Here is an 11,453-nt window from a genome sequence, read left to right on the forward strand (position 1 = left end):
GCAAGCGCGCCCTGGTCCTTCACGCGAGGCGCGCTCCCATGTCCCAGGGAGTCCCGTACTTGCCGGTGAGCTCACGGATCTCCGCGTCGGCGAGGAAGCGGGGTTCGCGGTCGCCGAGCAGCAGGAGCAGCGCGCAGACCTCCTCGACCTCGACGGCCGCGTCCACTGCCGCACGCATCGACGAGCCGGTCACGATCGGGCCGTGGTTCTGCAGGAGCGCGGCCCGGAACGGGAAGTCGAGCCGTTCCAGTTCCCCGGCCTGGGCCGGGTCCCCCGGAGCGGCGTACCCGATCAGTGGTGTCTGCCCGACCCGCATGACGACGAAGTACGGTGTGAGCGGCGGGATCGCGCTGCGTGGCGACCACGGCGGCAGGCAGGCGACGGCCGCGGCGTGCCGTGAGTGCAGGTGGACGACCGCCTTGGCGGCCGGATCGCGCCGGTAGAGCGCGAGGTGCAGGGGGAACTCCTTCGACGGCATGGGCCCGGCGACGTGCGTACCGTGCTCGTCCAGGACCGACAACCCCTCGAGGTCCAGGGCGGCCAGGTCGGCGCCGGTTGGGGTGATGAGCAGTCGATCGCCCTGGCGGACGCTGAGGTTGCCCGACGAGCCGGGGCTCAGGCCGAGGGCGGCCAGGTGGGCGCCCGCTTTGACCAGTTCGGCGCTCACGACAGCTTGTCCCATGCGGTGGTGAAGATGTCCGTCTCCCCGAAGTTGCCGGATTTGAGGGCGAGGTTGATCGGTAGGGAACGCCCGTTCAGCCGCGCTTCCGTACGCGACCAGGTCACGCCGGGACTGATCTCGGCGCCGATACGCAGGGTCCGGGCGCCGAGTGCGGTGACCACGGCTCCCGACGTCTCGCCACCGGCCACGAGCAGGTGGTGGGCCCCGGCCGCCACCAGGTCGGCCGCGCACCGGGCGAGCGCGCGTTCCACGAGCTCCGCATCCGTGCCCAGGTTCGTGTCTGGGCCGAGGTTCGCGTCTGTGTCCGGCCTGAGGTTCGTGTCCGGGCTGAGGTTCGTGTCCGGGCTGAGGTTCGTGTCCGGGCTGAGGTTCGTGTCCGGGCTGAGGTTCGTGTCCGGGCTGAGGTTCGTGTCCGGCCCGGTCGAGTAGATCAGCGGTGGCCGGTCGGGGTCCTCGTGCCAGCTGGCCACGACGAAGCCGACCAGGTCGGCGACGACGCCCTCGAAGTCGCGGCGCAGCGCCACCGGATCGAGGCGCCGGTGGGGGAGTGCCGGGCGGGCATGGGCGACCTGCGCGCGAGTCGCCGCCGAGGCGCTGCCGGACAGCACCACGCCGAACCGGCGATCGGCGGGGCGGGCGAGCGCTCGGGCGGATCCGGGGTGCGGGCCGGTGAGGCCGAGCGCCAGACCGGCCGCGCCGGTCACCAGCCGCAGCTCGGCGGTAGCCGCCGCGATGGCGCGCAGGTCCGCGTCCGTGGTGGCGTCGACGACGGTCAGCGCGCCATCGGCTTCCGTGGCGTTCAGGGCCGTACGGATGTGCGAGGCGCCGGCCCGTACCGTGTCGTGTCCGATGAAGTGCACCCGCCGCCGCGTCTGAGGCGACAGCAGACGACCGAGGTGCGAATCCCGCATGGGCGTCAGCGGGTGGTCACGCATGGGACTCTCGTCGAGCAGGTCGTTGTGGACGAACAGCCGGGCGCGGTAGACGGTGCGTCCGGTCGCCGGGAAGGCGGGCACCACCACCGTACGGGTCTCACCGAGCGCGTCCAGCAGCGCGTCGGCCACCGGGCCGATGTTGCCCTCGGGTGTGGAGTCGAAGGTGGAGCAGTACTTGACGTAGAAGCGCTCGCATCCCGCGGCGCGCAACGCGTCCAGCGCCGCCACCGAGTCGCGCACGGCATCGGCGACGGGCGCTGTGCGCGACTTCAGCGCCACCACCACGGCATCGGCCTGCTCGTCGACGAGGCTCTCCAGGCCGCCAGAACCGACTGCCACCACAGTGCGGAACCCGCGGGCGACCAGCAGCCGACAGGGAGGGAAAGCGCACGATGACCGCCCCGGAGGAGCCCCCACTCATCCCGGACCAGCGCCGCGAACGGCTGCTCAAGCAGCTGCGGCGCGAGGGTGTGCTGAGCGTCCAGCAGATCACCCAGATCTTCGGCGTCTCGCACATGACGGTGCGGCGCGACATCGCGGAGCTGGAGCGGCAGGGGCGGGTCTTCTCCGTGCCGGGCGGTGTGCGCATCGCCCACCAGGTGCACACCGAGCCGACGTTCCATGACAAGTCGCTGATCGAGCAGCCCGAGAAGCGGGCCATGGGCCGGGCCGCCGCCGAGCTGGTGAAGGACGGCATGACCGTCTACCTCGACGCCGGAACGACCATCCTGTCCATGGTCTCGTTCCTGTTCCCGCGCGAGGGGCTGACCGTGGTGACCAACGACTTCACCACGGTCGAGGAGCTCCGGGCGGCCAGGCACCTGTCCGTCATCCACACCGGCGGCCAGGTCGAGCCCGACAACCGCTCCAGTGTGGGGCGGCTGGCCGCGGCCACCGTACGGCAGCTCGCCTTCGACCTGGCGTTCATCAGCACCGGCTCGTGGGACCTCATCCGCGGCGTCACCACTCCGACCGCCGCGAAGGTGGAGATCAAGCAGGCGGCGATGGAAGCGGCGTCACGCTCGGTGCTGGTGGCCGGGTCGTCGAAGTACGGAAGTTTCGGGATGTACCGGGTCGCGCCGCTGACCGCCTTCGACATGGTGATCACCGACGCCGCGCTCACCGAGGCGGCCGCCGAAGGGATCCGCGCCGGCGGCACCGACCTTGAGCTGGCCCGGATCTAGCAGCGCCTCGCGGGGCGATGCGGGGTTTCCCGGTGATCGTTCTGGCCGCGCCGCGTTTTCATAACTCTGCTGAAACCTTGACGCAACATAGGCTTCCGATCCATAGTGAGCCAGTCAACCCATAAGCGCGTCTCTGGAGGTCTTATAGCACGCAAGAATGTTAGCGCTAACAATGTAACCTCCTTTCCGTCCCTGTCGCGATATCGCAGGTCGGCAGGCATGTCGCTGTGCGCACGGCCGCATGGCGGCGTCCTTCGCGTCTTTCATTGATGACCTGTGCCTGGAATATAGCGACGCCCCCCTGAAAGGCAGAGGTTCATCATGATTGTTCGGTCCCAATTACGGCAGCTTAAAAAGGTACTGCTGTCCGCCGGTGCGGCCGTCGCGCTCGCCGCCGGCCTCCTGGCCGGGGTCTCCACGCCGTCCCAGGCCGCCACATCGCTGTCGTGTGACATCTACGCCGCCGGCGGCACCCCGTGCGTCGCGGCGCACAGCACGACCCGCGCCCTGTACGGCACCTACAACGGCTCGCTCTACCAGGTGCGTCGTACCTCGGACAACACCACCAGGAACATCGGCCTCCTGAGCGCGGGCGGATACGCCAACGCCGCCACCCAGGATTCGTTCTGTGCGGGTACGACCTGCCTCATCACCATCATTTACGACCAGTCGGGTCGGGGTAACAACCTCACCCAGGCGCCTCCCGGCGGGTTCCCCGGCCCGTCTCCGGGCGGGTATGACAACCTCGCGAACGCGACCGCCGCGCCGACGATGATCAACGGTCACAAGGCGTACGGCGTCTACGTGGCTCCCGGCACCGGCTACCGCAACAACAACGCCAATGGCGTCGCGAAGGGCGATCAGCCCGAGGGGATGTACGCGGTCTTCGACGGCACGCACTACAACGGCGGCTGCTGCTTCGACTACGGCAACGCCGAGACCAACAGCCGTGACAACGGCAACGGCACCATGGAGGCCATCTACTTCGGGAACATCAAGGTCTGGGGCTACGGCACGGGCAACGGACCCTGGGTCATGGCCGACCTCGAGAACGGCCTGTTCTCCGGAGTGAACCCGGGTTACAACGCGAACGACCCGACCGTGAACCACCGGTTCCTGACCGCCATCATCAAGGGTGAGCCGAACCACTGGTCGATCCGGGCCGGCAACGCGCAGTCGGGCAACCTGTCGACGTACTACAACGGAGCGCGCCCCAATGTCGCGGGCTACAACCCGATGAAGAAGGAAGGGGCGATCATCCTCGGCATCGGCGGCGACAACAGCGTCGGTGCCCGCGGCACCTTCTACGAAGGTGTGATGACCTCCGGCTATCCGTCGGACGCCACCGAGAACTCGGTGCAGGCCGGCATCGTCGCCGCCGGATACGCGCCGTCGAGCGGCGGCAACCCCGGCGGAACGCTCACCCCCGGCTCGTCGATCTCGCTGCGCGCGACGACGCCCTCCTACACCGACCGCTACATCCGGCACCAGAACGACCAGGTCGTCACGTCGGTGATCACCTCGGCCAGCTCGTCTCTCGACAAGAGCGACGCCTCATGGGTCGTGCGCAGCGGCCTGGCCAGCGGTTCTTGCGTGTCGTTCGAGTCGAGAAACTACCCCGGCGACTTCCTGCGGCACCAGAACTACCAGCTGTACCGGCAGCACAACGACGGCAGCTCACTGTTCGCCGCCGACGCCACCTTCTGCCCGCAGGCCGGCAAGAGCGGCCAGGGCTCCTCGCTCGCCTCCTACAACTTCCCGACCCGCTTCATCCGCCACTACAACAACATCGTCTACATCGCCAGCAACGGCGGCTCGAACGCCTTCGACAGCGCCACTTCATGGGCCAACGACGTCAGCTGGATTGTTGAACAATCCTGGGCATAGATGACGTCGCCCGTTTGAGTGGAGCCGTCCCCGGTCCCTGGGGGCGGCTCCTTGCCGTTCTCCGTAGAACTTCCATTTTCAGCTAATTTCCGAAATTTTCGGCTGCGAAGGGGATGTTTGCCCAGTTCGCGCGGCCACCGGGTACGTCGTCCAGCCGCTGACCATCACCAACACCGGCACCTCGACGATCACCGGATGGACGGCCACCTTCACGCTGCCGGCCGGGCACACGGTGACCGGCTCGTGGAACGGCACCCTCACCGTCAGCGGACAGACCGTGACCATCAGAAACGTCGCCCACAACGGCACCCTCGCCCCCGGAGCCAGCACCACCAGCGTGGGCTTCCAGGCGACCCGCCCGAGCGGCAACACCGCACTTCCGTCCGGGTACACCTGCGCCTGACAGTCCGGATACACCTGGGCCTGACAACTGAGGGCCTACCTACGAGACAGCCGCGCTGCCAGGATCCGAGCGCGGGCGAGCTGGACATTGCGCGCCTGGCCGGCCGCGAACCCGGCCAGGAGCCACGGCGCCGTCAGGTCGAGCCGGTCGCTCATCCGTGTACCAGTACCGTCCGGCTCAAGGTCGAAGCGGTAGGCCATGCGTATGCGTCCCGGGCTCCGCACCTCGCCGCGGACGGACAGGCCGTCGGTGTGCAGGGCCACGTCGATCGCGTTGTCGTAGGTGAAGATCCGTAAAAACCGGAAACGCTCGACGGCCCTGTACCGGATCACGTCGGGCTCCGAGCGGTCCACATCGCTGACGGCCACCACGAGGGGGGACAGGCCGATGTAGCTCTCCGGCGTCGTCAGGTGCTCGAACACCTTCTCCGGTGTGGCGTTCACGTGGAATTCGTGGGTCAGCACGCTGCTCGACACCTGGCCTCCTCCCGTACCTGCGAGTTATGTCGACGATTGTGGTCAGATTTCTTACCGCCGGGAAGCGCGGAATGATCACGAACAGCGGCCTGGGATGATCAGCGTGATCACTGTCATCCTCGGCATCCCAGGAGCACTCTTGTCCAAGCGTCGTGGCTTAACCCTGTCCGCGGCCCTCGCCGCGCTGTTCGTGTGCGTCGCCATTCCCGGCGCGGCGGCGGACCAGCAGACCGAGGATCCGACATATCCGGGACCGGTCTTCAAGACGGTCACGGACAAGAGCGGGCTGCTGTCCCTGCAGACCAACGGGCGGCCGGACGGAAAGGACATGGTCTTCCGGATCTCAGGGGCCGTCTACGCCAACATCGAGGGCAACGCCTACGACCCGCAGCTGCGCCATGGCCAGAGACTGTTCAACATCGAGGGCTACAACATCCGGCGGCTGTACCGGGTGCCCGGCACCACGCAGCTCTACCAGCTCTCCCGCGAGATCGTCTTCTACACCGACCCCGCCGACCCCACGAAGATCCTGCGGGAGTGGAAGAACCCGATCGACCAGCGCACCTACCCCGTCGTCCCGATCAACAACGACACGGTGAACTTCGGCCCGTTCAACGTCACCTCCTCCTACGTCGGCCCGCCCCTGCGGCAGATGCACGACGAGACCGAGTGGACCAGTGACATCCCGGTACGCACCGACTTCGGGGCCACGCTGCGCGAGCAGTTCGGCCTGGTGAACGGCGTCTACGCGGCCCAGGAGATGTTCGACTTCTACGTCGACGATCGCGAGGTCGCGGCCCGTACGGTCGCGGGCAGCATCCCCAAGGGCGCGATGGACACCAAGATCAGTTGGGCCAGGACGAGCCCGTGGGCGCCGTTCATGTGCCTGCCGGAGACCGGCGTCCGCGGCCAGCTGACCTACCACGCCCGCAGCTGGTCGCTGGATTCCTACCTGGACGTCGAGCCGTGGCTACGGGCGGAGATCGACACCGCGTACCCGCTCTTCAAGGCCGCTCCCACCGCGCCCGGCCCGAGCGAGAACTCCTGGAGCTCCTTCTACAACAAGCAGCTGGGCAAGGGTGCCACCACGTGGTCCGGCTGGTGCGCCGCCAACGGAAAGGGCTGACCTTCCGGGAGTCGCATTGCACTCTGGCAACACCCTGGCAACAGGGTGTCTGTGCCTTGGGTTCGATGCTCCAACAGCCTCGCGTGACGGAATAGGCTCATGCGTGCAGTCGGGCCGGGGCAAGGTTAGGGGAACGGGTGAGCAAGTCCTTCGTACATCTGCACGTCCACACTGAGTACAGCATGCTTGACGGGGCGGCGAAGATGAAGCCGCTGTTCAAGGAGGCCGCCCGCCTCGAGATGCCGGCGATCGCGATGTCCGATCACGGCAACATGTTCGGCGCGTACGAGTTCCAGAAGGTGGCCAAGGACAGCCCCGTCAAGCCCATCATCGGCATCGAAGCCTACGTGGCGCCGGAGAACCGGTTCGTGAAGAAGCCGGTCTTCTGGGGGTCGCGAGCCGAGACCGGTGTGGCGGACGGCGAAGGCGGCAAGGACGTCTCCGGCGGTGGCCGGTTCACCCACATGACCATGTGGGCCAAGGACGCGGATGGACTGCGCAATCTGTTCAAGCTGTCGTCCTTGGCCTCGTTCGAGGGCTACTACTCCAAGCCCCGGATGGACCAGGACCTGGTCTCCCAATACGCCAACGGCATCATCGCCACCACCGGCTGCCCGTCCGGTGCGGTGCAGACCCGGATCCGGCTCGGCCAGTACGACGAGGCGGTCAGGGTCGCCGGCGAATACCAGGAGATCTTCGGCAAGGAGAACTACTTCCTGGAGCTGATGGACCACGGCATCGACATCGAGCGGGAGGTCCGGGCCGACCTGCTGCGACTGGCCAAGCAGCTCAACATCCCGCTGCTGGTCACCAACGACAGCCACTATGTGACCGAGGACCAGGCCGACGCGCACGACAGCCTCCTGTGCGTCGGCGTGGGCAAGAACAAGGACGACCCCAACCGCTTCCGGTTCAACGGGTCGGGCTACTACCTCAAGAGCGCCGACGAGATGCGCAGGCTGTTCGCCGACCTGCCAGAAGGGTGTGACAACACGCTGCTCGTGGCCGAGATGGTCGGCGACTACAGCGACGTGTTCGCCTACGTGGACCGGATGCCCCAATACCCGGACGTCCCCGAGGGCGAGACGCAGGAGTCCTGGCTACGCAAGGAGGTCGAACGCGGCCTGGAGATGCGTTACGGCACCCCGGTCCCCGCCGAGGTCACGGAGCGGTACGAGACCGAGATGAAGGTCATCGGCCCGCTCGGCTTCTCCTCCTACTTCCTGGTCGTCGCCGACATCTGCAAGCACGCCCGCGACAACGGCATCGCGGTGGGCCCCGGCCGTGGTAGCGCCACCGGCTCGATCGTCGCCTACGCGACGCGCATCACCGAGCTCGACCCGTTGGAGCACGGCCTGCTGTTCGAGCGGTTCCTGAACCCCGAGCGCATCAGCCCGCCCGACATCGACCTCGACTTCGACGACCGCCAGCGCGACCGCATGGTCCAGTACGTGACCCAGAAGTACGGCAGCGAGGCCACCGCGCAGGTCAACACGTTCGGCACGATCAAGGCGAAGGCCGCCGTCAAGGACGCCTCCCGCATCCTCGGCTACCCCTTCGTGATGGGCGACAAGATCACCAAGGCGATGCCGCCGGACGTCATGGGCAAGGGCGTCCCGCTGGCGGACATGTTCAACGAGAGTCACCCCCGCTACGTCGAAGGCGCCGAGATTCGCGCCCTGTACGACAACGACCAGGACGTGCGCAAGGTCATCGACACCGGCCGCGGCATCGAGGGCCTGATCCGCGGTACGGGTGTGCACGCGGCGGCGGTGATCCTGTCCTCGGCGCCCCTGCTGGACCTGATCCCCATGCACATGCGGGACAAGGACAAGGTGATCATCACCGGGTTCGACTACCCGAGCTGTGAAGACATGGGCCTGATCAAGATGGACTTCTTGGGCCTGCGCAACCTGGGCATCATCGACCACGCCATCAAGATCATCAAGCAGAACCGGGGCGTGGAGCTCGACACGCTGACGCTTCCCCTCGATGACAAGACCACGTACCAGCTGCTGGCCCGCGGCGACACCCTGGGCGTCTTCCAGCTCGACGGCGGCCCGATGCGGCAGCTGCTGCGACTGATGGAGCCCACCCGGTTCGAGGACATCGCCGCGGTGCTCGCCCTCTACCGGCCGGGCCCGATGGCCGCCAACGCGCACACCAACTACGCGCACCGCAAGAACGCCCGCCAGGACATCGAGCCCATCCACCCCGAGCTCAAGGAAGCGCTCGAACCCATCCTCGGCCCCACCTTCCACCTGCTCGTCTACCAGGAGCAGATCATGGCCGTGGCCCGGGAGCTGGCCGGCTACACGCTGGGCGGCGCCGACCTGCTGCGCCGCGCCATGGGTAAGAAGAAGAAGGAGATCCTGGACGCCGAGTACGCCAACTTCCAGGCGGGCATGCGCGCCAACAAGTACAGCGACGAGGCGATCCAGGCGCTCTGGGACGTCATGCTGCCGTTCTCCGGATACGCCTTCAACAAGTCCCACACCGCTGGATACGGTCTGGTCGCTTACTGGACCGCCTACCTGAAGGCCAACTACCCCGCCGAGTACATGGCCGCCCTGCTCACCTCCGTGGGTGACGACAAGGACAAGGCGGGTGTCTACCTCGCCGAATGCCGCAAGATGGGCATCCAGGTCCTGCCGCCGGACGTGAACGACAGCCAGCTCGACTTCGTCGCCGTCGGTGACACCCAGGTGCGCTTCGGCATGGGCGCCGTCCGTAACGTCGGGGAGAACGTGGTGGAGGGCATCGTCAAGGCCCGCGCCGAGAAGGGCCGCTACGAGCACTTCAACGACTTCCTCAGCAAGGTGCCGTTGACGGCCTGCAACAAGCGAGTCATCGAATCGCTGATCAAGGCGGGCGCGTTCGACTCGCTCGACCACCAGCGCAAAGCGCTGCTCATGGTGCACGAGCAGGCGGTCGATTCGGTCATCGACATCAAGAAGAACGAGGCCCACGGCCAGGACTCCCTGTTCGGCGGCCCGAGCGACGACGAGGGCGAGGCGGCCTTCTCCGTCCAGATCCCCGACATGGAGTGGGACAAGAAGACGCTGCTGGACTTCGAGCGGGAGATGCTCGGCCTGTACGTGTCGGACCACCCGCTGGCGGGCACGGAGCGGCTGCTGGCCCGCAACCGCGACACCACCATCGCCGAACTCCTCGAAAGCGGCCGTGACGACCGCGGCGACGTACGGGTGTGCGGCCTCATCACCAAGGTCGACAAGCGGGTCAACAAGGCCGGCAACGTGTGGGCGATCGTCACGGTCGAGGACATGGACGCGGCCATCGAGTGCCTGTTCTTCCCCAAGAGCTACGAGCTGTACGCCCCAGAGCTACGCGGCGACGTCGTGGTGTCGGTCGGCGGCCAGGTCAACAACCGGGACGGCGCCATCAGCGTCTTCGCGCAAGATCTCACCCCGCTCGACGTGTCCGGCATCACCAGCGATTCCGGGCATCCCGTCACCATCCAGGTTCGCGAGGAACGTCTCACGCAGCAAACCGTGGAAGAGCTCCGTAACGTGCTGAAGTTGCACCAGGGCAGCGTGCCGCTGCGGATCAACGTGCAGCGGCTGAGCGGGAAGACCCTGGTGTGCGCTCTGCCGGAGTTCTCGGTCAACGCCGAGCCCAGCTTCGCCGCGGACGTGAAGCAGCTGTTCGGGCCGGAAGCCATCATGCTGTGACCCAACGGCGGATCGAGGTCGTCTTGACCGCGGAGCCGCCCACGTGCCCGCGCTGCGAAGGCGAAGCGCTGCTGTCGGCGCGGGTACCGTACGGCTGGGCCAACGCCGGCGGAGGGTGGGTGCACGGTCGTACCGGGGTCGTGCTCTGCCCTGCCTGCGATGAGGACGCGCCGCACGCGGCGCCGCTGATCACGTGGTTCCACGTCCACGGCCAGGCCGACCATGAGGATGTGGAGCTCGCGCGGCTGCTGGCGGTGTGGGCCCAGAACGTGTCGGTGTCCCCCTTGGACGAGAGGGCGCTGGAAGCCGAGATAGGGCGGTGGCGGCGCGGCGACCTGTAGCCGCGCGGGATCGCCGTGGTCTCGGGCGGTGACGGCAGGCCCAAAATGGAAGAATCACCTCATGGCAGAAGGTATATCGACATTTCAGGCCACCACGGATGACGGAGACGTGGTGGGGGAGATCCACGCGGAGTCCTGGAAGGTGGCCTACGAAGGCTTCTTCGACCCGGAGTACTTCGCCGAAGCCGTACGGAGCCGACGCGAGAAGTGGCACGAGACACTCGCCGACGGGCAAGGCACCATCCTGCTCGCCGCCCTGGCCGGACGGCCGCTGACCTTCTCCTACTTCGGTCCCTCGCCGACGCGGCCAGGAGACGCGGAGATCTTCGGCTTCTACAGCCACCCGGACGGGTGGGGCACCGGCAGCGCGGGCGCCCTGATCGCCGCCTCCTTGACCAGGCTGCGCGAGGAGGGCTTCAGCGGGGTACATCTGTGGACGCTGCGCGACACGCCCCAGTCACGCCGCTTCTACGCCAAGAGCGGCTTCACCGAGTCGGGTGCGGCCCGCAAGCATGATTTCGGTGACGGCAACCCGATCGAGCAGGTCGAGTACGAGCTGAGCTTCCGCTGATCACCTAGCTAGCCCGCCCACGCCCTCAGCCACCGGAATCAGGCCCGGCGACCGGCCTCTATAGAGCGCGCCGCGCCTCTATAGAAGGTGCTGGAGCACGATTCGAGAGTACTTGGAGCGCCCTGGCCGAGCCTTTCTCACAGAGGTCAGCACCCC

Annotated in this window: 10 protein-coding genes; 7 read left to right on the top strand and 3 right to left on the bottom strand. The window is 67.2% G+C overall.

Annotated features, from left to right (window positions below; all coding sequences use genetic code 11):
- Positions 1–19 precede the first annotated feature (19 nt).
- Entirely contained in the window at positions 20–667 is a 648-nt protein-coding gene (locus ACIBO2_RS49735) for a class II aldolase/adducin family protein (protein ID WP_397304614.1), read from the bottom strand.
- The gene (locus ACIBO2_RS49740; RefSeq protein WP_397304615.1) at positions 664–2,034 is read right to left on the bottom strand and encodes a four-carbon acid sugar kinase family protein; all 1,371 of its coding nucleotides are present in this window, start codon (positions 2,032–2,034) and stop codon (positions 664–666) included. Before ACIBO2_RS49740 ends, ACIBO2_RS49735 begins: the two co-directional genes overlap by 4 nt.
- On the opposite strand from ACIBO2_RS49740, the gene ACIBO2_RS49745 reads away from it, so the two are divergent.
- The 3 genes from ACIBO2_RS49745 (at position 2,010) to ACIBO2_RS49755 (ending at position 5,091) form a co-directional block, all read left to right on the top strand.
- Complete coding sequence (locus ACIBO2_RS49745; protein ID WP_397304616.1) at positions 2,010–2,801, top strand: DeoR/GlpR family DNA-binding transcription regulator; 792 nt, start codon at positions 2,010–2,012, stop codon at positions 2,799–2,801. The genes ACIBO2_RS49740 and ACIBO2_RS49745 overlap by 25 nt on opposite strands.
- Positions 2,802–3,122: 321 nt before the next feature.
- Positions 3,123–4,688 carry an alpha-L-arabinofuranosidase B gene (locus ACIBO2_RS49750; RefSeq protein WP_397304617.1) on the top strand — a complete coding sequence of 522 codons (1,566 nt, stop codon included), beginning with the start codon at positions 3,123–3,125 and terminating at the stop codon, positions 4,686–4,688.
- 214 nt (positions 4,689–4,902) lie between these two features.
- A complete protein-coding gene (locus ACIBO2_RS49755; RefSeq protein ID WP_397304664.1) occupies positions 4,903–5,091 on the top strand; it encodes a cellulose binding domain-containing protein in 189 nt (62 codons plus the stop codon).
- A gap of 35 nt (positions 5,092–5,126) precedes the next feature.
- On the opposite strand, the gene ACIBO2_RS49760 is transcribed toward ACIBO2_RS49755, so the two are convergent.
- Positions 5,127–5,567 (bottom strand): SRPBCC family protein, encoded by a 441-nt coding sequence (locus ACIBO2_RS49760; protein WP_397304618.1) that lies wholly within the window; start codon positions 5,565–5,567, stop codon positions 5,127–5,129.
- A 139-nt stretch (positions 5,568–5,706) separates the two neighbouring features.
- Here ACIBO2_RS49760 and ACIBO2_RS49765 point away from each other — a divergent pair, with 139 nt between their 5' ends.
- The 4 genes from ACIBO2_RS49765 (at position 5,707) to ACIBO2_RS49780 (ending at position 11,297) form a co-directional block, all read left to right on the top strand.
- Positions 5,707–6,693 carry a DUF1838 family protein gene (locus ACIBO2_RS49765; RefSeq protein ID WP_397304619.1) on the top strand — a complete coding sequence of 329 codons (987 nt, stop codon included), beginning with the start codon at positions 5,707–5,709 and terminating at the stop codon, positions 6,691–6,693.
- Positions 6,694–6,830: 137 nt separating this feature from the next.
- Positions 6,831–10,385 carry a DNA polymerase III subunit alpha gene (gene dnaE, locus ACIBO2_RS49770; RefSeq protein WP_358557685.1) on the top strand — a complete coding sequence of 1,185 codons (3,555 nt, stop codon included), beginning with the start codon at positions 6,831–6,833 and terminating at the stop codon, positions 10,383–10,385.
- Complete coding sequence (locus ACIBO2_RS49775; RefSeq protein WP_358557682.1) at positions 10,382–10,726, top strand: DUF6300 family protein; 345 nt, start codon at positions 10,382–10,384, stop codon at positions 10,724–10,726. Before dnaE ends, ACIBO2_RS49775 begins: the two co-directional genes overlap by 4 nt.
- Positions 10,727–10,787: 61 nt before the next feature.
- Entirely contained in the window at positions 10,788–11,297 is a 510-nt protein-coding gene (locus tag ACIBO2_RS49780) for a GNAT family N-acetyltransferase (protein ID WP_358557679.1), read from the top strand.
- The last annotated feature ends 156 nt before the right edge of the window (positions 11,298–11,453 follow it).

This window comes from Nonomuraea sp. NPDC050022 (assembly GCF_044460705.1).
Classification (GTDB): Bacteria; Actinomycetota; Actinomycetes; order Streptosporangiales; family Streptosporangiaceae; genus Nonomuraea.